We start from the raw sequence: 18,318 nt of genomic DNA, 5'->3' as shown, positions 1-18,318 counted from the left end.
AGCCCTCGCGGCGATCGCTGCGATCGGCATCGTCTGGGTGGCCGTCGCGGTCGGTTCCAAGCTCGACGGCGTGAACGAGGGCCTGCCCTCGGACCCGTTTGAAATCATCTCGGGCCTGTTCCGCGGCCAAGTGGTGTGGTCGACGTCCGCAACGATGATCGCCGCGGCCGCCGGAGCCGTCATCGTCCTCGTGGGTGTCTGGCTCGTGTGGATGCGCTCGCTCGGACGCAAGAACCGCTCGAGCGTCGACCACGCCGCCCGATACATGGCGACTCCGCGCGATCTGGCGCCGATGATGCGCAAGGAGGCGTTGAAGAAGTCCGCCCGCCTCGGCGTCGCTGAGAACCCCGGCGTCCCGGTGGGGCGGCTGCACTTGGGGAAGCAGATGCTCTACGCCTCGTTCGAGGACATGATGCTGCTGATCGCCGGCCCCCGCGTGGGCAAGTCGACCTCCCTCGTCATTCCCGCGATCATGGCTGCGCCCGGCGCCGTGGTCACGACGTCGAACAAGCGCGATGTGCTCGACGCGACCAGGGACGTCCGCGCTGCCAAGGGCCACGTGTGGGTCTTCGACCCGCAGCGCGTCGCGTTCGAGGACGCGACCTGGTGGTGGAACCCCCTCTCCTACGTCACCGACGACACCAAGGCCGCCAAGCTCGCGACGCACTTCGCCTCCGGCACCCGAGCGATGAACGCGAAGACCGACGCCTACTTCGACGGCAAGGGCCAAGAGCTGCTGTCCGACCTGCTGCTCGCGGCCGCGGCCGGGAACCGGCCGATCAGCGATGTGCTGCTCTGGCTGACCTCCGTCGAGGACGAGACACCCGTCGAGCTCCTGCACGACAACGGCTACCCGACGAACGCGCGAGCGGTCCGCGGCATCATGAACACCGCCGACAAGGCCCGCGACGGGATCTACTCGACCGCGCAGGGCATGGCCGTGTGCTTGAAGAGCGCCGCGACCGCCGACTGGGTGAACGCCCGCCCGAACGACACCCGCCCGCAGTTCGTCCCGGAGACGTTCGTCACGTCGACCCAGACGCTGTACTCGCTGTCGAAGGAGGGCGCCGGTACCGCCGGACCCCTCGTCACCGCCCTGACCGCCGCGACGATCGAGGCCGCGGAGGAGCACGCCGCGCGCTCCCGCGGAGGGCGCCTCGCGACGCCGCTCGTCGCCGTTCTCGATGAGGCCGCGAACGTCTGCCGGTGGAAGGACCTCCCCGACCTGTATTCCCACTACGGATCGCGCGGGATCCCGATCATGGCCGTGTTCCAGTCCTGGTCCCAGGGCGTCGGCGTGTTCGGCAAGGAGGGCATGCTCAAGCTCTGGTCCGCCGCGAACGTGAAGCTGTACGCCGGCGGAGTCGCGGAAGACGAGTTCCTGCGCACCCTCTCCGAGCTGATCGGCACCTACGACAAGGAGACCACCTCCGCCAGCTACAACAAAGGTGTGCGCTCCACCACCTCGGCGCTGCGGCGAGAGAAGATCCTCGAAGTCGCGGACCTCACCAGCATGGGCCGCGGACGGGCGATCATGCTCTCCTCCGGAGCCCGCGCGGCGCTGGTCGACACGGTGCCCTGGTACAACGGGCCGAAGGAGCAGGTCGCCGCGATCAACGCCTCCATCGCCGCCCACGACGCCAGCAGCGGACCGGCGAACGCTGCACCCGTCTCGCCTGTCGTGACGGTGATGCCTCCGCTCGAGGATCAGCCTGCGGCGGACGTCGACGCGGAGCAGAACGCGACTCTCCGGGGCGAGCGATGAGCGACGAGGATCTGTTCGACGTCGACACGGATCCCGTCACGCTGCACCCCGTCGAGGAGGAGGTGGACGAGGAGGAGGTGCCTGCGACGTACTTCGGATCTGCCGACGAGTGGGTCAGGAAGTTCCTCCGGCCCTCCTATCGACGCCGGGTGACGGCCAAGGGCCAGGCCGCCGGCGATCGGTGGGCGGCTGAGTGGTGGAGCAGCGTCGAGGCGCTGACCCGCATCGAAGCCCTCTGGCGGATGTGGGAAGAGATCCGCACCAGCGCCGGCTCCCTGAGCGCCTACTGGATCAATCACCTCGACCCGCACATGCGAGTCCTGCTCTCGCCCAGCGGCCCGTTCGCGACGTCGACAGACGAGAACCGGCCGGGCGACATGCTTCCCTACACAGCCCCTCCGACCGGGATGTTTCCCGAGGACGCACAGGGCTGAGGACGACGGACAGAGAAGGGCCCGCGACACCAACCGGTGTCGCGGGCCCTTCTCTGTTCCAGCGTCAGCGACCTGGTTCGGACCGCTCGATCTGAGCACCCTGGCCACGCGCGCCTCGCGTCGAGGGGACGCGAGTGCGCTTCGTGGCCTCCGCGCCGCGCGCAGGAGTGGCGAAGGAGGCGTCGACGGTCATCCGCGCGTTGACCTGCTCCTCGGGAACGTTCTGAGCCTGCATCGATGCTGCGGTGTGTGCTCGCCGCTCGGCACTGTCGTACGCAAGCTCTCCTTCGGAGCGTGCCGCGGCCGCACGCCCCTCCTGAGCGGGTGCGGGAGCGTCGGGGGCACTCTGCTGGCCGCTGTCGTCTCGGTAGAGCGCGACCTGGGCACGAGCGTCCTCAGCGAGGCTACGCAGCTCCTCAGGGCTCTGCGTGGGTGTCCCGCCGGCCTCCGCGTCTCGGTCGTACTGAGCAGCTTGCTGCTCGAGCTCATCGGCGCGACGCTCGCCGTCGACGGGGATCTCGACGGACGTGTTCTGGGATGCGTCGTTGGCGCGGTCGAGGCGGTCGGCCTCCGTGACCATCACCTGAGCTTCGGTGACGTCGCGCTGCGACTGTGCCCGCTCGGCATCCGCTGCGTCGACGGCAGAGCCGCCGGTCTGGTCCGTGCGCCACTCCTGCACGAGAGCGGCGCGGGCGGCTTCGGCAACGGCCGGGTCTGCGGGCTGCACCCGTCCGTCGTCATCGAAGGCGACGGCCGTCTCGACGCGGTAGTCCTGGTAGCCGACCGGATCGTTGGCGCGCTTCCACTCCTCCGCAAGGCTTACGTGCATCGCGGGAATGTCGCCTGCGACCGCTGCGCGGTAGTCCTCGATGAGAGCACGCTCGGCCGAAAGATTGGGCTCTCGGGCGTCTCCGACAGGCATGGTGAGACGGTCCTCGTCGTGCCGGTGGTACCCCTCGGGTGCGGCGGTAGTGGCCCACTGCTTCGCGAGGTCCAGCTCGGTCGGGGTGTCGCGGGCGATGCCCTGCAGCGTGGCGACGTCGACGCCGTAGCGCTCCTTCGCCTCGGACGCGATCAGGGCGCTGGCGGACGCGATCTGCGGGTCCGCGTCCTTCCACGCCGCGGCCGTCTCAGCGACGCGGGCGACGTCATGCACGGTCGCCTGATCCCACCACTGGGGATCGTTGACGACTGTCACGGCCTGCCGTGCAGACGCCCGCTCAGCCTCGTAGCGGGCTGCGAGCTCGCGCGCCTCGATCGCGCTGCGCTGCTGAGCCTCACGCATCGCCTCCTGGTACGCGCGAGCCAGCTTCTCGCCCAGCTGGACCGCGATTGTGAGCGCGATCCGTGCGGACGAGTTGATGGACTCCTCCACGCCTCCGTCGTCGTCAGCCATAGTGATGCCTCCCCTTCACTCGTGTAGGTCTAGCGGTCGCGTCCGTCGCGCTCGCGCGGCTCAGCGCCGCGCTGCGGGGCAGCGATAGATGTGGCGTCCGGCGCAGCCTTGGTGAGCTTCGTCGGCACCGGGCTCCCGGTCGCGAAACTCGCCTGCACTGTCTCGCGTGCGCGACGGGTGTCCTCGGGCAGAGCATCCCAGGCGTTTTTCTGGATCTGCGCGTTGTAGCCCTCGTGAACCGCCTTCAACTGGTTCCGGATCGTCCCCGCGAGCTCCTGGGTGCGTCGCGCGTCGCCAGCGGCCTTGTGGGCGTCCATAATCGCCCGCGTGGTGCGCACGATCTGGCGCAGCAACATCGCCTCCTCGGCGGCCTTGTTGCGCTTCCCGGCTGTCGCGAGGATCAGCATCGTCGTGCCGGCCATCGACGGCATCGCGGTCGGCCGCGGCGTCGACTCGTGCGCGCGCAGGTGCGCGGATCGGGCGAGCTGGCGCGACGCTTCGGCCAGCGGTCCGGGAGTCGGCTCGAGGCGCCGCGACCACGCTGCGTACGCCCCGGATGCTTCTCGTGCAGCGTGAGCCCACGTCGCCCGATCGGACGGGTCGACGGTGCTCAGGTAGTCGTGGAGCCGGGTCATGTCCTCGGCGTAGGTTGAGTACAAGTCACTCGACAGCTCGGCCTCCTCGCGGCCAGGCTTCACCGGCTCGTACCGCCACGGGTTTTTCGCGGTGGCGCGCCACTCGTCCACGGCTGCCTGGGCAGTCTGTGGCTCGTCCGGCCAGCCCTTCCGCAACTCCGGAAGGGTCAGGTCGCGAGCGAGGCGCCCACCGCCGTGCCAGACGACCGGCGCTCCCTTGTCGGGGCGCAGCGCGACGGAGTAGCCGGCGACAACGTCGTCTCGACCGGCGGCGTAGCGGGGGCGGATGAGCACCCCGGCCTGGCGCATTCGACGCACGAACTCACCCTCGTCCGCGGAACTGGTCGCGGCTGAGCGGACGGCGCGTTCGAGTCGGTGTGCGTCGACCTCGACGGCGCCTCGTCGGCGTGCAGCTTCACGCTCGCCGGGGACGACTCCGCGCTCACCAAGCTCGCGCTCCGGAGCGTGCAAAGGCTGTAGGTCGAAGTCGCGTTCCAGCTCACGGCTGACCTTCTGGGCGAGGCGCTTGTCGTAGGGGATGTACGCCTTCGTGCCGTCCTCGCGCACTCGGGAGACGGCGATGTGGATGTGATCGTTGCCGTTCTTCGAGAGACCATGCCGCACGGCGACCCACCGACAGTCGGCCTTGCCGATGTCCTCGCCAGCGAACCCCATTCGGCGCACGAACTCGGTGGCGATCTGGCCCCACTTCTCGTCGCTCAACTGCCCCTCCTCGGCTTTCAGCGAGAGGGAGCAGTGCCACACGTCGGCGTCGACCTTCTCGGTGACCGGCTTCCCGGTACGGGAGTCGATCATCAGCTCACCGGTGGTCGGGTCGGTGACCTTCTCCGCGCGCTGCACGGTGACGCCGAATGCCTCCTTGGGGAGGTTCAGATCGCGCGCGACAGCGAGCGCGGCGGCGTGGTCGAGGACGCTCTCTCCGTGCATCGCCATGATCGCGCCGTTGCCGGCGATGAGGTGCTGTTCGGTGTGCTCGTTCGAGCGCCCCTCGCCCGCAAGGTAGGTCATCAGGCCGTCCATGCGGCCGCCGTAGGTGACGTTCGGAATCACAGGCCGGCCACCCGACGAACGGCGTCGCGAATCTCGGGAGCGAGCTTCTGGAACTCGCGGTAGATCGCCGCAGCCTCGTCAGGGAATCGGCCCTCGGTGTTCGCGAACTTGGCGAGCTGGTTGACGTTGTTCGTCAGGTTCTCGAGGCGAGAGTTCACGGAGAACAGCTCGGCGACAGCCTGCTTCCACTCCGTGTCGGTCCGCACCTGGGCGTTCATCGCGGACTCGAAGAGCAGCCGGGGAACCGTGACGCTCTGGACGACCGCCCGAGCCTCAAGCTGCACCCGCTCCTCGTCGGTGACGTAGACGCGATACGGCTTGTCCCGCTTCTCGTCTCCCTCGACGTTCGCTCGCCGCTTACGGCTGAACAACGCACGACCGCGATCTTCGCTCATCGGCGTGTCCTTCCTGTCCTTCGGCCCAGCGCAGCGAACCCGCCAAATCGGCGGGGACCATACGACCAGTATGCCCCCGGCCGGCGCGCAGCGCCAGGTCGGCAAGCGAGTTACCGGCGGTAAGTCGACAGCTTGCTCCACAAACCGGCCGTGCCCGAGCGTAGCGAAGGAGCACGAAGCCGGACCGCGAGCGGCACTCCGCGGCGGTAGAACTGGGCCTCCGAAACGGAGACGTAATCGCGCCTTTCAGATGCCCATTTGGGCATGTACCCTGACGGCATGAGCGACAACACCAGAAACCCAGAGGACGCGGCTGACGCTGCGCGCCGCCTCCTCGAATCGACTGTCGAAAAGCGCGTCGATGCCGTCCGAACGATCGTTACCGCCGCGAACGACACGGACGCTGCTCGGACCGCTCTCGCTGACGCGCAGAACCGTCACGCAAAGGCCTGGGCTGAGGCGCTGGCGTCGGGATGGTCAGAGAAGGAACTCCGCGCAGCAGGAGTGCCGCGGCCTGACCAGCCGCGAGCGCGCGTCACCCGCTCTCGACGGTCGACTACTGCTGACGCCCCCGCCGCCGAGTTGACGGAGAACAACGGCGCGGAGTCGATGGAGAACGTGGCATGACCAACCACGCCTCCGCTGCTTTGCACGCGCAGGTCCGCTCGTGGGCGGAGGGTTCAAACCCTCTCGCCGCGGCCGTCGAACTTCTCATCCGGTCGCGTCTCGTCTACGCCGGTGCGCCGTGGATCAAGACCGACAACGCCTGGCAGACGAGCGCCGTCGACTTCGACCGCCTCGCCTACGAAATCGGAGCGCTCAGTGGAGGCGAGCAGCGCATCGCGCGGATCGCCTCGTCTCTCGGCCAGGGAGTCCCGGTCGACCTCCGCGAGGACGTCGCCGGCCTCGACCTGGCGCACACTCGATTGGTCCTCGCGGCGATCGCACACGGGGCCGGACTCGGAGAGCCCGGCACGACGATCCAGACCGTCGACGGAGTGCCGACGATCGTTCACTACGACGCTCTGGCGACGTGGCCGAACGAGTAATTTGATCGTGCACGACAACCCCCCTCGTCGCTGTGGAGGCCCCCGCTAGAGCATTCATGCTCGCGGGGGCTTCTCCGTTCCCACGACAAGCGCGCCGGCTGCGGTCCGGCCGTCCATCCGACGCTTCACTCTTGCCTGCGCCGATCGACCGTCAAGAGCGCTGCGCGTCCCTTCGGGATGCCCCTGCGGGGCACTCCTGACGGCCGCCCGTCTCCGGCATCGCGCCGCTTATCGGATGGATGGCCTCGGTGCGTGCTCAGCCCCGAGAGCGCAACTCCGCAGCGCGCGCGGCCAGCTCCTCGCGGACCTCGGCGGCGGCGCGCTTGCGGGCCATCTCGCGGTCCCGAGCTGCACGCTCGAACTCGCGCTGATCGGCCTTCATCTTCGCGATGATCCGGTCCACCTCGTCTTGGTCGATGCTCGCAAGTCGGGCGGCCTCGGCCGCTCGCTCCGCAGCGGCCCGAGCACGGTCGGCGTCGCGCTGCGCAGCAGCGACCCGGCGCGCGGTGTCGAGCTGCGAGTGCTCGGTGATGACCCGGCGGATGACCCACCCGTAGAACCCGAGCGCGTTGCGGCTCGTGAACGTCTCCGGGACACGGCGACCGTCGCGAGACAGCCAGGCGTTCATGGCGAACATCAGCCCTTCGACGCTCCACTCGGAGACGTCGATACCTGTGCGGTCGAGCATCCCGACGACGTGCCCGATGTGCACTCCACGGGCGAGCCACGGGATGCGATGGGCCAGCGCAGCAGCGAAGCGCTGCAACTCGATCGATCTGGGAACCGCCGGCCGACCGGTCGAGCTGCGTTTTGCATCACTCCGTCGCCTCGGCTGCCGCGAAGCGGCTCCTGAGCGCGGTTCACCGCGCGTTGGTGAGTGTCTTTTAACTGGGGCTGTAGATGTAAGTGGGCGCCTACGGGGTAGCTGGACATTCTCCACAGAACCGAAAGATTCGCCCGTCCGTGACGTCGGTGCAGGCAAGGTCGCCGGCGTGGGACGCGGCATGATCAGCGCCCTCGTGGAGGCCATGCGGAGCTGTCGGCCGCCGTGCGCCGCGTGCGCCGCGTTCCGCTCAGCGCGGGTCAGGTAGCGGCCGTCGAGAACCGTCGCGGCGAAGCCCAGCGACTCCATCAGCGCACGGGCCCGCTGCACCGTCTTGCCGCACATGCCCAGCGCGGCCGCGACCGTCTCGTGTGCCGTCGTCACACCGCGCCCGGTGTCGACGTCGGCCGCCAGCCAGTCGGCGCGAGCGACGCGCAGCAGCGTGTCCGGAGCGACACGTGCAGCGCGGCGCAGCTCCTCCCCCGGCGACGTCCCCAGCGCGTCCATCAGCGCGTCGAACCAGTGCGCTCCGGACGTCCACGCCGGAAGCGGACCGTACGCGCCTGGCGCCGGCTCGGGGCTCCATGAGCTCGCTCGAGAACTGTTCGGCCGCGACGCGGCTGCCTGTGGCGTCTCAGGTGCACAATCGACCGACTCCTCCCCTGAAAAAAGGGTGGGTCGGGTGTGCACGGAGACGGACTCCGCTGTTACGATGTGGGCATTCCTTCCGGGTACGTTCCGGGTGGGTACACCGAAGGCCCGGCTGGATACCGGTTCTTGGGTGGGACTGCTTCACACCTCTGAGTCGCCAAACTGTGCGAGGTGGGAAGCCAAGGCTTCTAGGCCCGTCGCGAGAGCGGCGGGCCTAATGCGTTAACGGGTGTCGATGGGCAGCTCCTCCTCGAGGAGAGTCGGCTGTGCAGGCCACCAGGACGGAATTCCTTCGTCGGTCAGCTCGCTCTGAACGTGCTCGACCAGGCGCTCGAAGAACACCGCAGCCGACACGTTCGCGCGCAGCGCCATGACATTGAAGTCGTCGCGAGCCTGGCGCTCGACGGTCCAGGCGACGTTGGTGGGATCCACCATCGTTCCTCGGGGACGCCGCGTCGAAGCCATGCGTTTAACGTAGGGCTGTGGCTGTGATTAACGCGATCCGACACGCCGCATCAAGTGACCATTTGGGCACTCAGTCTTTCCGCTCTCCCTCGGGGAGCGGAAGGGTGACGTCGACGGCGCGCAACTCTGTCATGTTCGAGCGCTCGACCGCGCGGTAGACCGTTGAGCGCGTCACCCCGAACTGCTCCGAGAGCTCGGCCACGGTGTAGTTGCCCGAGCGGTACTCCGCCACAAGGTGTGCCTCGATCTTCGGGGAGAGCTTCGGCTGGCGGCCGCGCAGGCGCCCCTTCGCCTTCGCGATCTGCATCCCCTCGCGCGTGCGCGACCGGATCAGGTCGCCCTCGAACTCCGCGATCATCGCAAGCACGTTGAACAGCAGCCGGCCCATCGGGTCAGTCGGGTCGTGCAGCGACCCGCCGATGTTCAACCGCACTCCCCTGCGGGTCAGCTCGTCCACGATGTCGCGCGCATCCGTAATCGACCGCGCGAGCCGGTCGAGCTTCGTCACGAACAGGGTCGAGCCGGTGTCGCACGCGGCCAGGGCCTCGCGCAGCGCGGGCCGCTCACGGTTGGACCCTGTGAGGCCGGCGTCGACGTAGATCCGATCCGCCGGCACCCCCACAGCGCGCAGCGCGTCACGCTGCGCCTGCGCGTCCTGCTTGTCCGTCGAGACCCGGGCGTATCCGATCAGCTCAGCCATCTGACCAGTATCCCGTTTGACGCCCCCCTACCGAACAAATCATCGGACGGGTCTAACGGGACACTCAGCGCCGCGGGTTTTCGCGGCGCTCGGTGTCGCGTCTGCGTGTACCGGTGAACGATCCCCATACGGGACCAGTAGCATGGCGTCGCGAGCACCTGCGCTGGTACGCTCCCCACCATTCGACCTACTCGAGGGGCAGCACGATGCAGACGCTTCGCAACACCGTGTTTACCGTGACGGTCGCAGGGATCGTCGCCGGCTTCCTTGCTGTGGGTGCGGTGGCTACCGGGATCACCAGCGAGAAGCCTGCCGCGGGAAACCCCGAGCCGGTTGCCTACTCCGAGCCGAGCTGGACCGACACCAGCACGCTCATCATCGGCGGTTACGAGACACCTTCTCCTGAAATGATCGCGACCACTCCCCCGCTCTCCGAAGAGTGACGACGGCACCTGCCGACGATCCGGCTCGCTGCGAGCCGGGGGCATTCTCGTGACGTGGGAGCAATGGACGTTCTCGCTCGGAGCGATCCCCGTGTGGCTCATCGTCCTCAGGAACGTGCTGTGGAGATTCGGCTGCACGAACTCCGGGAGCAAGATCCTTTTCGCCTTCGGCCTCGGAGCGTGCCTGCTGTGCATCGCCCTCGCTGTGATCTGGCAGGTCCACGCCGCGAACGCCGACTGGGCTCCACCCCGGGACGACCAGAACGAAGTTGGCGGCCTCATCCTCTGGACTCTCTACTGGAATGCGGTGGCTGGCTTCTTCACCGCACTCGGCATCCGAGTCACCGACATCCTGATCATCGAACGGACGCGGCGGATCTCCGCCACCGTCGCCCCTGACGCAGCGTGAGGAGCAGGACATCTGGTAAGCGATCCCCCAGCGAAACAGTCGGGGGGCGCCAATGCTGTCGACTCGAGAACGCGTCACTCGCGCGCCTAGGGCGCGTACTCCTGTGACCAGTAATCGGCCCGGACCTCGAGGAGGGGTCCGTCGATAGCGGAACTCACCGTGATGGTGCGCGGGTCCCAGAGTGTTCCTGCGATGCGCGCTTGCGGCGTCGTTCCGAGCTCGCTCGACAGCTGCTCGGGAGTCATCGCGTCGGGCGGGCGCACCGAGAGCAGCCGCCAGCACCCACCGGAGGCGCACTCGACAGTCTCACTGACGAGCTCGCTCCCGTCTGGAAGGTCGACGGCCGAAGCCGCCGGCACGTCCCCCTCGGTCCTGAATACGGCCAGACCGGCGTAGTGCACGAGAGCACAGAGGGCGGCTGCAGCCGCGATCGTCGTTCCCGCGATGACGAAAGGGCGTCCGCGCTTTCGGGGCTCATCCATAGGCCCGGACACTAGCAAGCTGCTGTAGCCCCTAGCTGACCTCTGCGGAGGAAATCGCGAGCACTCCATCCGGTCGCCCCAACCGCACGACCAAGGGAAGAGCGGGGACGTCGCTTACCCTGAGCTGGTGGGGACATTCTCGAAGGCGCGAAAAACGGTCGCGATCGCAGCATGCCTGATCGTCGTCACGGGATGCACGCCACAGCCTGAACCGCCGGCTCCGCCTCCGGTGTCCACAGACAGCAGCTCCGACGCCGCACTGACCGGTGACCTTGGCGTGGCAACGTTCACGGGCAGCAATGGGACGGCCGGCACCATCCGTTTGAGTGCGGCTGACGGCCGGCTGGCTCTGGCATCAGACGAGCTAGAGATTCCCGCCGCGACCACATCTTCCTCAGGTTTCGTCGCGGTCATGGCGGCGCTGAGTCCGGTCGATGCGACGACCACCTGTTTCGACGTCGACTTCCCGATGCGTCTCGCGGATGGGGAGTCAGGGAAGCCCTACAAGGCGTGGCGGAACCTCGCAGAGTTCCGCGGCGATCCAACAGCGATCGATCAGCTCGTCATCACCACCAAACCGCAGAACGATTCCGACTGCTCGATGAAGATCATTGCTGTCGCTGACGTCCAATGGAGCGTGAAGCCTCAACGCAGCGATCTCGTAGCCAAGGACGCCGGCCCACGTGCAGCAGCGCGTGGCGAGACGACATCGACGGACGGAACGCCGACGTCGTACACGGTCGCCCGCAATGACCTCGCAGAGGACGTCGCGGCACGATTCGGCATGACGGCCGATGACCTGTTCTACCTCAACCCGTTCCGCTTCCCTTCAGACGAGATTCTGCGCGTCGGTGAGAAACTGAACCTCGCCGTCGCTACGCGATGACCTCCCGGCGGGGCACTCGCACGCGCGATGGCCTAAGCGGCTCGACCGGTCACAGGAGCGACCGAGGACCCCGGAGCTGACCCCGCCCGAACTCGCTCTCCACCGTGGAGCCGCTGCGTCAGAGGGCAGCCAAAGAGGTCGTGGGGGTCCCGGTGGGCGATCCCCTTACGGGACGCCCTCTAACCCGTTCCCGTACGGGACGATGCGAGCGCTAGTCTCCTCGCCGTGATCATTGATCTAGAGCCCGGCGACGCGCGGTGGGCGGCCGCTCTTCTCGTCCTCCGCGAGCTGCGCCCCCATCTCACTGACGAACTGCTCGAGCTGGTACTGCGAGAAGGCGCGCCCCAAGGTCTCCGCTTCACCGCCCTACTGCAAGACGATCGCTGCGTGGCTGTCGCCGGCTGGCGAGTAGTCGTCAACACGAGCGCCATCAGGAAGCTCTACGTCGATGACCTCTCCACCGCCGCCGCCGAGCGATCCCACGGTCACGGCGCGGCACTCCTAGCCGCCCTAGCGGAGCGAGGCCGGGAACTGGGGTGCAGCGCGATCGAGCTCGACTCCGGCGTGCAACGCTTCGAGGCGCATCGCTTCTACCTACGCGAACGGATGGACATCACCGCCCATCACTTCGCTCGACGGCTCGACCAGTAAGTGCAACGGGCTGCCTCCCCGCACCGTTCAGCAGGGGACCGCCACCGGACGCCGGATGTCAGTGGGTAGTTTCACCGTCCGGACGACGATCCCGTTACGGGAGGTTCGACCGGCGCTGCCCTCCGGATCTCTACCGAAGGCCGAGTGCGGGACATCAACGGTTTGATGACGTTTGCGGCGCTCGTGATGAGAGCAGGAGCGCGCAATGCTTCACTGACCTGCATGAGGCAGGGACGGACAGCAGGGCTGACATCCATTGTCGTCGCGGCAGGCATGGTCTTCAGCGTTAGCGGCTGCGCCGGCGTGACTTCGAGCTCGGCCGGATCCTGCGCCGCAAAGGCGGTCGAGCTTCAAGAGTCGACCTTGCAACCAGACGGAGTGGTCCGGCTCAGCGCCGACTTCATCTGGGAGACGTGTGAAGACACCGGAGGCACGAGCCGCGCAGCTTCGGACGTCACGGTGACCATCACCCCTTCCGCGAGCGGCGAAGAGATACTCCTCGGCCGACCGATACCGAAGGGCGAACGATCCACTGTCAACGAGTCCTTCGACCTCCCCGCCGACCTGCCCACCGGCCCCGCTGTTCTTGCCCTACGCTCACACAGCGGTGACCCGATCGAGATCGAACTTTCTCTCGAGATCACAGCACCGCCAGCCACCTGAGACGGGCCACGAATCGGCACCTCGCCAGCCGTTCAACCGATCAACCATCTCTGCACGACGACCAGGACGGTCATAGATCAACCGCTCCCGCCCGCGAAGCAGTATGTCGCTCCCAAGAGGGGCATACCTCTTCGTCTGTCACCTACGCCGGAAGGCTTGGTAGAGCGCACCCACAAGGATCAGGGGACCGATCACAAGGAGGACCCATGTTCTCGGGTCTTCGTTGGCGCGAGTGCACACGCCTGGCGCGTTCACGTAGTCCATACAGCTCCCTGATAGGTCGCTTGAGAGAAGAAACCCCGCCACGAGGACGATGACCGCGAGAGCAATCCAGCGCCACCTGACGCGACGCTTCACTGGTTCACCCGCGACCAGAACGTTTGTCGGAATGAGGGGTGATGGTAGAAGGAGTTCGCACTTGAAACGCCGCGACCTCCTCGAGCATCGAACCCGACTGCAAAGATCGGGGCTCCTGCCGACGCGAACGAGAGCAGTCGAGTTTGATTCTGAGTCATCCGCTCCCTGCCTCTCTTATCCAGTCGAAGCTCCTCGATCGTCGTCACCGCACACCAGGACTGTCAATGAAGACGTTTTCGCTCAGCGGCGTCCACGTCTCTTCGACTCTCCCGCCGTCCGGGACGACATGGAGAGTGTTCCGGTCGACCGTGGAGTCGAACCCGCCGACGCCGCAGCTTTGGTTCCATGTGTCCTCGTCAGCGAAGCTCGTCAGGCACGTCGTCTCCGGATCGCTCGTGCGCGCCAGGAACAGCGACCGGTCGCCGACTCGGCCGACGAGCCGGGAGCTGGTCTCGTCCATTTTGGACGAGGAGGCCCGCGGGGGCAGCGTCGGGAACGTATCGGCGTCGGTCGCCGCCCGGTCGAGGTCCGCGAAAGTGAGCGGCGGCCGCTCGGCGGTGGTGAAGCACCCGCTCAGCGAGGCCGCGCCCGCGGCAGCGATGGCCGTGATGGCGAGGGTTCGAGCGGTCACCCTTGCGATGCTGCGCGGTCGACTTGTCCAGGTCACGAGGTCAGCCTAGGAAGCGCGGGGCCAGGACGCGCCCTTTCCGGAAACTAGGGTGAGGGGATGTTCCCCGAGCTTGGCACCGCGTTCCTCGCGGGCGCGCTCGCTCTGCTCTCCCCCTGCGCTGCACCGATCCTCCCCGGCATCGTCGGCGCGCTCACCTCGACAGGGGACGGACGGGCTCGACCGTCTCGACAGGTGTGGTCGATCCTCGCGTTCGCGGTCGGGGCCGCTCTCGTGCTGATCGGATCCGTGGCGCTGCTGCTCGCGCTCGGCGCGAACGTGAACCTCGCCCGGCCGCCGTACACGTTCATCGCCGGCGGACTACTCATCGCCGCCGGCCTCTACTCCCTCGGCTTCCTCCGGATCCCCTGGATCACGAAGACCTCCACCCCAGTCGGCTCGGCCGCGAAAGCACTGCTGCTCGGAATCAGCTGCGCCGCCGTCTGGTACCCCTGCCTCGGCCCATCCCTCGCCATCGCCTACGGCCTCGCCTCCAACATCGACACCGTGGGACTCGGCGTCGCGCTGGGGTTCGTCTACTTCCTCGGCATGCTCACCCCGCTGTTCCTACTCGGACTCGTCCTCGCCCGCGCAGCACGCTCACGCCGCTGGCTGCGCCGCATCGGCGCCTACGCCAACAAGGCCGTCGCCGTGCTCCTCATCGTCATCGGCGTCCTCGTCATCACCGGGCTCTGGAACTCTGTGTCGCTGTGGATCGTGGACAACTCGAGCTGGTTCCCCACCCTCTGACCCTCAGGTGGGATCGCCGCGCTCCAGGCCTGGAATGGTTTCGCTGAACGATCGTTCATCAGAGCGAGTGGGGGCGCGGCGGTGGCCTTCGCTTCGACCATGTGGATCTAGCTCAGGTTCTCCTTCGAGTCCTATGGTGAGCGCATGAAGCGACTCGCTAAGTCAGGCCCGTTGGTTGGATGGACAATCGCATCGCTCGGCGCTGCTGGTGCCGCCGCGTTCCTGGTGCATTGGAGCTCGTGCTTCAGTGGCCTGAACGAGGGTTGCTACAGCGCCACACAGTCGGACTTCACGTGGATCGCCACGACGATCCTCTGGGCCATCGCCTTCCCGCTCGTGATACTCGGCGCCCTCGTGCTCTCGCCGGGACGACCCGTCACACTGATTGGTGTCGGGCTCCTCCTGGTCATCAACCCCCTCACCGACCCTGGAGCGTTCTTTCTCCCGTGGGATGTCGCGGACACTTTGCCCTTCACCGGCGTCGCCACGTCGCTGGCTGCTGTGACTGCAGGTCTCCTCCTGGCCAGATCTTCCCACCGAGCCCGTCGGCCCGATCACAGCCGAGTCGGGAAGCCAGCGCCCGCTGACGTCGCCTACTGACCTTCGATCGGCTTTGCGTCGTCCCGTTAGGGGATCCCCATACGGAACGGGCAGCCTCGCGCTCTTCGCTCCGTTGATGAGAGCCGGTGCTCTGGAGTTCAGGCGAAGTAGGGTGAGCGAAACGCGACGGGGGACGCCATGGGCCACAAACGATCGACCTACGGATTCAAGATCGGTGCGGCCTCGGTCGCGCTCATGGCCCTTCCTCTTCTCGGCGGGTGCGCGCAGGACACCACCGTCTACGACGACCCGACCGTGTACTCGGACTACGACAGGGCGCAGCAGGAGCAGGACGCACTCCCCTCGCTCGGCAGCGTCGGAGACAAGCTCGATCCCGACTCGATCCGGTTCGCCGGGTCCGTCGAGGGCCTCGACTTCTACTTGGCCTTACCTCGCGAGGGAGCCGGACACTGCGTCATCGTCAACGAGGGCGACGAACCGGTCAGCGGCTGCGGCGAGAAGCTGTCAAAGCAGAACGACTGGACGGTACAGATCCACCCCGACGACGCCGTACCGGACGACGCCACCGGCGACGGCTGGACCCAGCTCGGCAAGAACCTGTCGGTCCGCGCAAGCTGACAGCGGGAGGGCTCTCTCGCTGAACCACGGCACCCGGCGGAGGTCGGCCCGGCGACTTGGTGATCCGCAGAACGATCCCCATATGGGACGGAGCTGAGCGGGTAGCGTCACCGGCATGACCTCGGGTTCGCGTCACCGCATTCGAGTTGCTGCCGCGCTCACAACCGGAGCGGCGCTGCTCACCGCCGCCGGCTGCGCGCCGGCGGTGCAGACGTCGGGATGCCCGGGCTGGGCGTATTTTGGATCCGCGGAAGCCCGCTACGAAGTCGCCGAAGCGGTCATCACGACTGCCTCCCCTCGCGCCTCGGGAACTCAGAGCGTCTTCAGCGTCGCAGCATCCGCATACATGGTCACCGTGGATGAGACAGAGAAGGGACCGTTCATTGCAGGAGAGACAATCCGCGTCGTGTCGATGCCTGATGCGTGCAGCGGCACCGACCTCTACCCGGACGGAGACCCGATGGACACCGACCAGCCCCTCCGCCTGTACCTCAGTTCCGGGAACGGATTCTGGGCGACGCTGACTCCGCTCGAGGGCGCTGAACCGATCGAGGAATAGCCCGCCAGTCGATTCCCTTACGGGACGATGCGCAACGTCACTGCGTGACAGAGTTGAGCCGTGGAGCGCTGGTTGAACGACGATCCCACGCTCCGACCGCTCATCGAACGCGGGTTCACTCGTTCAGGTGACTCGGTTGTACTTCGGGCCTACGCCGCCTCTCGCCTCCGGACGGCTCCGCCGTCCGATGCTTGGGGAGTGGAGTGGTGGGTGAATAGCATCCACTTACGCTCGAACCTTCCGGCCGCCAACGTATCGTGGCGGGAGCAGGTGGTCGCACAAGGATTGTTCCTGATCGACGGGCTGCTCCCCCGAATGGTTCGACTCTCGGCGGGCCGTGCGGCTCAAGCCGTCCTGTCGCTTCAGTCGTCGCCAATCTCTGTCGACCCCGAAGCCGACTTCGCATCAGGGTCTGTCCATTTCACGCTCGTCCGCAGCGCAGTGGAAGACGCTCGAGCAGTGGAAGACGCTCGAGCAGTTCAAACGCGGTCGATACAGCCCGTCATGGTTGTCACCCTCGACTCGATCGACGCCTCGACTAGAGACAGCGACGCCTCCTGACGCGGGCCCAGGATCGGAATCCTTCGCCTACTGGGCGGACCGGCCTGCCCCTGCGACCGAAGCGCTGAACGATCCCAATCCGGGACGCGAAGCGCGGCTGCGATGATCAGTCCATGCATCGAACAGTAGGCATAGTGGTCAGCCGGTGACACCACCGCAATCAGACGCGAGAACGGTTCGCGCGAGGATCCGTCTCCGTCCAACCAGCGACGGCGGCCGAAAGGCGCCCATCGGTCTCGACGGAAGGTACCGACCTCATGTCGTCGTCGTCGGCGGCGACGGAACGCATCTCGGCGTGATCGTGCGCAGCAGCGAGGCTACTGAAGTCGATCCCGGCGAGACGAGCGAAGTGACCCTTCAGCTTCTGTACGACATCGACTACAGCTCCCTCAGCGCCGGAGCGGCCTTCACTATCGTTGAAGGCCCCAAAGCCATAGGTGACGGACAAGTCCTCTGAAGCAGTCGCCTCGGTAGGCCGCCATGCTCTGAAGACACGATCGAGCGCGTCGCCCGCAGAACTGCGCCGCAGCGTCCGCTGCGATGCTCGGCCGCACCGCGTGACGACCCGGTGATCAATCCCCATACGGGCCAGCCTCGAGCACCCCGATAGTTACAGTGGGCGCATGAAAGCAGAGCTGCACGATCCGCGCGACCAAACCTTGCAGGTCGACGGTCCGACGTACCGCGTCCACTTCTGGTCCGAAGACGGCACGTCGAACCAAGAGTGGGAGCTTTCAGAAACCGACCTTGACGAGGTGCTGGCCTGGATCCCGAAGCGAGCTCACGGCCGGCCCCATAGCCTCTGGGTAGTTACCCGCAGCGACCAGGACGTCTGCCTCATCCGTCTTCGCGGCATCGACCTAGACGCGGCCGAGAGTTACTGGCCAAGCTGGGCGGCACGCACCTACTCAGCCGAACCCAAGTGAAGCGCTGACCGATCCCCTTGCGGGACGCGCGTGGTGGGTGGTGTCCGCCCTACTCTGACGGGTTGGAACTGCGGACCGCGAAGACGCTCGGCATCCTCGCGATGGTGGTCGGGACCCCAGTCGCCCTTCTCACACACACGATCGGCTGGGTTCAGACCGGCTGGGAACCGGGCGCCGTGCAGTGCCAGAAGAGCGAGTACCCCGACGGGATCGATCTCTACTCCAGCCGCGTGTCGGGCGAGAAGATCCTCTACCCGCTCGGCCTGTCCTGCACCTACGCAGCCAGCGAGACCTCACCAGGCATCACCATCCGTCACTACAGGTGGGACGCCACCGCCCTCTTCACCGCAGCCGCCGCACTCGCTCTCGCGGGAACCGTCGTCGCGCTCAGAGCCGAACGC

General features: G+C 67.0%; 23 protein-coding genes. 16 read left to right on the top strand and 7 right to left on the bottom strand.

The features are described 5' to 3' along the window. Positions 1-1,765: type IV secretory system conjugative DNA transfer family protein (locus tag C5C56_RS16350; protein ID WP_104319949.1), on the top strand; the 1,765-nt coding region annotated here is incomplete at its 5' end. Then, the gene (locus C5C56_RS16345) at positions 1,762-2,199 is read left to right on the top strand and encodes a DUF4913 domain-containing protein (protein ID WP_104234425.1); all 438 of its coding nucleotides are present in this window, start codon (positions 1,762-1,764) and stop codon (positions 2,197-2,199) included. The genes C5C56_RS16350 and C5C56_RS16345, both read left to right, overlap by 4 nt. A 64-nt stretch (positions 2,200-2,263) precedes the next feature. Here the strand turns inward: C5C56_RS16345 and C5C56_RS16340 are convergent, their stop codons facing one another. From C5C56_RS16340 to C5C56_RS16330, 3 genes are read right to left on the bottom strand one after another with little or no spacing between them, the layout of a single operon-like run. Continuing rightward, the gene (locus tag C5C56_RS16340) at positions 2,264-3,595 is read right to left on the bottom strand and encodes a hypothetical protein (RefSeq protein WP_104234424.1); all 1,332 of its coding nucleotides are present in this window, start codon (positions 3,593-3,595) and stop codon (positions 2,264-2,266) included. Between the two features lie 29 nt (positions 3,596-3,624). Beyond that, positions 3,625-5,301: a relaxase/mobilization nuclease domain-containing protein gene (locus tag C5C56_RS16335; protein ID WP_104234423.1), complete on the bottom strand. Its 1,677-nt coding sequence runs from the start codon at positions 5,299-5,301 to the stop codon at positions 3,625-3,627. Beyond that, a complete protein-coding gene (locus C5C56_RS16330) occupies positions 5,298-5,696 on the bottom strand; it encodes a plasmid mobilization relaxosome protein MobC (protein ID WP_146079340.1) in 399 nt (132 codons plus the stop codon). The genes C5C56_RS16335 and C5C56_RS16330 overlap by 4 nt, the downstream gene beginning before the upstream one ends. A gap of 279 nt (positions 5,697-5,975) precedes the next feature. Here C5C56_RS16330 and C5C56_RS17680 point away from each other — a divergent pair, with 279 nt between their 5' ends. Next, complete coding sequence (locus C5C56_RS17680) at positions 5,976-6,323, top strand: hypothetical protein (protein WP_146079339.1); 348 nt, start codon at positions 5,976-5,978, stop codon at positions 6,321-6,323. After that, positions 6,320-6,745 carry a hypothetical protein gene (locus C5C56_RS16325; protein ID WP_104258229.1) on the top strand — a complete coding sequence of 142 codons (426 nt, stop codon included), beginning with the start codon at positions 6,320-6,322 and terminating at the stop codon, positions 6,743-6,745. Before C5C56_RS17680 ends, C5C56_RS16325 begins: the two co-directional genes overlap by 4 nt. A gap of 256 nt (positions 6,746-7,001) precedes the next feature. Here C5C56_RS16325 and C5C56_RS16320 read toward each other — a convergent pair whose 3' ends face one another. The 3 genes from C5C56_RS16320 to C5C56_RS16310 form a co-directional block, all read right to left on the bottom strand. Next, entirely contained in the window at positions 7,002-7,511 is a 510-nt protein-coding gene (locus C5C56_RS16320; RefSeq protein ID WP_104319948.1) for a hypothetical protein, read from the bottom strand. 930 nt (positions 7,512-8,441) lie between these two features. Continuing rightward, positions 8,442-8,654, bottom strand: coding sequence for a hypothetical protein (locus C5C56_RS16315; protein WP_258061513.1), 213 nt, complete (start codon positions 8,652-8,654; stop codon positions 8,442-8,444). A gap of 100 nt (positions 8,655-8,754) precedes the next feature. Further along, entirely contained in the window at positions 8,755-9,384 is a 630-nt protein-coding gene (locus C5C56_RS16310) for a recombinase family protein (protein ID WP_104234418.1), read from the bottom strand. Between the two features lie 206 nt (positions 9,385-9,590). Here C5C56_RS16310 and C5C56_RS16305 point away from each other — a divergent pair, with 206 nt between their 5' ends. From C5C56_RS16305 to C5C56_RS16280, 5 genes are all read left to right on the top strand, one after another. Continuing rightward, on the top strand, positions 9,591-9,827 hold the full coding sequence (locus tag C5C56_RS16305) for a hypothetical protein (RefSeq protein ID WP_104234417.1): 237 nt from the start codon (positions 9,591-9,593) through the stop codon (positions 9,825-9,827). Between the two features lie 91 nt (positions 9,828-9,918). After that, complete coding sequence (locus C5C56_RS16300) at positions 9,919-10,236, top strand: hypothetical protein (protein WP_146080962.1); 318 nt, start codon at positions 9,919-9,921, stop codon at positions 10,234-10,236. 609 nt (positions 10,237-10,845) lie between these two features. Continuing rightward, the gene (locus C5C56_RS16290) at positions 10,846-11,604 is read left to right on the top strand and encodes a LysM domain-containing protein (protein ID WP_146079335.1); all 759 of its coding nucleotides are present in this window, start codon (positions 10,846-10,848) and stop codon (positions 11,602-11,604) included. 225 nt (positions 11,605-11,829) lie between these two features. After that, positions 11,830-12,255 (top strand): GNAT family N-acetyltransferase, encoded by a 426-nt coding sequence (locus tag C5C56_RS16285; protein WP_104234413.1) that lies wholly within the window; start codon positions 11,830-11,832, stop codon positions 12,253-12,255. Between the two features lie 144 nt (positions 12,256-12,399). Then, a complete protein-coding gene (locus tag C5C56_RS16280) occupies positions 12,400-12,918 on the top strand; it encodes a hypothetical protein (RefSeq protein WP_146079334.1) in 519 nt (172 codons plus the stop codon). 559 nt (positions 12,919-13,477) lie between these two features. Here the strand turns inward: C5C56_RS16280 and C5C56_RS16275 are convergent. Next, the gene (locus C5C56_RS16275) at positions 13,478-13,906 is read right to left on the bottom strand and encodes a hypothetical protein (protein ID WP_104234412.1); all 429 of its coding nucleotides are present in this window, start codon (positions 13,904-13,906) and stop codon (positions 13,478-13,480) included. 96 nt (positions 13,907-14,002) lie between these two features. Here C5C56_RS16275 and C5C56_RS16270 point away from each other — a divergent pair, with 96 nt between their 5' ends. From C5C56_RS16270 to C5C56_RS16255, 7 genes are all read left to right on the top strand, one after another. Then, complete coding sequence (locus C5C56_RS16270; RefSeq protein WP_104234411.1) at positions 14,003-14,692, top strand: cytochrome c biogenesis CcdA family protein; 690 nt, start codon at positions 14,003-14,005, stop codon at positions 14,690-14,692. A 144-nt stretch (positions 14,693-14,836) separates the two neighbouring features. After that, positions 14,837-15,292 carry a hypothetical protein gene (locus tag C5C56_RS17675; RefSeq protein ID WP_146079385.1) on the top strand — a complete coding sequence of 152 codons (456 nt, stop codon included), beginning with the start codon at positions 14,837-14,839 and terminating at the stop codon, positions 15,290-15,292. A 138-nt stretch (positions 15,293-15,430) separates the two neighbouring features. Continuing rightward, positions 15,431-15,871, top strand: a complete 441-nt coding sequence (locus C5C56_RS16265) for a hypothetical protein (RefSeq protein WP_104234410.1) — start codon at positions 15,431-15,433, stop codon at positions 15,869-15,871. A gap of 115 nt (positions 15,872-15,986) precedes the next feature. Then, positions 15,987-16,430 (top strand): hypothetical protein, encoded by a 444-nt coding sequence (locus C5C56_RS17670; protein ID WP_146076925.1) that lies wholly within the window; start codon positions 15,987-15,989, stop codon positions 16,428-16,430. Between the two features lie 856 nt (positions 16,431-17,286). Further along, positions 17,287-17,448 carry a hypothetical protein gene (locus C5C56_RS18065; protein ID WP_181027273.1) on the top strand — a complete coding sequence of 54 codons (162 nt, stop codon included), beginning with the start codon at positions 17,287-17,289 and terminating at the stop codon, positions 17,446-17,448. A 166-nt stretch (positions 17,449-17,614) separates the two neighbouring features. Continuing rightward, the gene (locus C5C56_RS16260; RefSeq protein WP_104234409.1) at positions 17,615-17,917 is read left to right on the top strand and encodes a hypothetical protein; all 303 of its coding nucleotides are present in this window, start codon (positions 17,615-17,617) and stop codon (positions 17,915-17,917) included. 62 nt (positions 17,918-17,979) lie between these two features. Next, on the top strand, positions 17,980-18,318 hold a 339-nt coding region (locus C5C56_RS16255), incomplete at its 3' end, for a hypothetical protein (protein WP_146086521.1).

The organism is Rathayibacter sp. AY1D1 (genome assembly GCF_002932635.1).
Classification (GTDB): domain Bacteria; phylum Actinomycetota; class Actinomycetes; order Actinomycetales; family Microbacteriaceae; genus Rathayibacter.
The sequence above is the reverse complement of the archived record's forward strand: the minus strand, read 5'-3'. Positions and strand labels throughout refer to the sequence as shown.

Excerpts from the sequence above, each read along its gene's own strand:
- C5C56_RS16345 (WP_104234425.1), top strand. The coding sequence starts at position 1,762 with ATGAGCGACGAGGATCTGTTCGACGTCGACACGGATCCCGTCACGCTG.
- C5C56_RS16340 (WP_104234424.1), bottom strand. The coding sequence starts at position 3,595 with ATGGCTGACGACGACGGAGGCGTGGAGGAGTCCATCAACTCGTCCGCA.
- C5C56_RS16330 (WP_146079340.1), bottom strand. The coding sequence starts at position 5,696 with ATGAGCGAAGATCGCGGTCGTGCGTTGTTCAGCCGTAAGCGGCGAGCG.
- C5C56_RS17680 (WP_146079339.1), top strand. The coding sequence starts at position 5,976 with ATGAGCGACAACACCAGAAACCCAGAGGACGCGGCTGACGCTGCGCGC.
- C5C56_RS16325 (WP_104258229.1), top strand. The coding sequence starts at position 6,320 with ATGACCAACCACGCCTCCGCTGCTTTGCACGCGCAGGTCCGCTCGTGG.
- C5C56_RS16315 (WP_258061513.1), bottom strand. The coding sequence starts at position 8,654 with ATGGTGGATCCCACCAACGTCGCCTGGACCGTCGAGCGCCAGGCTCGC.
- C5C56_RS16310 (WP_104234418.1), bottom strand. The coding sequence starts at position 9,384 with ATGGCTGAGCTGATCGGATACGCCCGGGTCTCGACGGACAAGCAGGAC.
- C5C56_RS16305 (WP_104234417.1), top strand. The coding sequence starts at position 9,591 with ATGCAGACGCTTCGCAACACCGTGTTTACCGTGACGGTCGCAGGGATC.
- C5C56_RS16270 (WP_104234411.1), top strand. The coding sequence starts at position 14,003 with ATGTTCCCCGAGCTTGGCACCGCGTTCCTCGCGGGCGCGCTCGCTCTG.
- C5C56_RS17675 (WP_146079385.1), top strand. The coding sequence starts at position 14,837 with ATGAAGCGACTCGCTAAGTCAGGCCCGTTGGTTGGATGGACAATCGCA.
- C5C56_RS16265 (WP_104234410.1), top strand. The coding sequence starts at position 15,431 with ATGGGCCACAAACGATCGACCTACGGATTCAAGATCGGTGCGGCCTCG.
- C5C56_RS17670 (WP_146076925.1), top strand. The coding sequence starts at position 15,987 with ATGACCTCGGGTTCGCGTCACCGCATTCGAGTTGCTGCCGCGCTCACA.
- C5C56_RS16260 (WP_104234409.1), top strand. The coding sequence starts at position 17,615 with ATGAAAGCAGAGCTGCACGATCCGCGCGACCAAACCTTGCAGGTCGAC.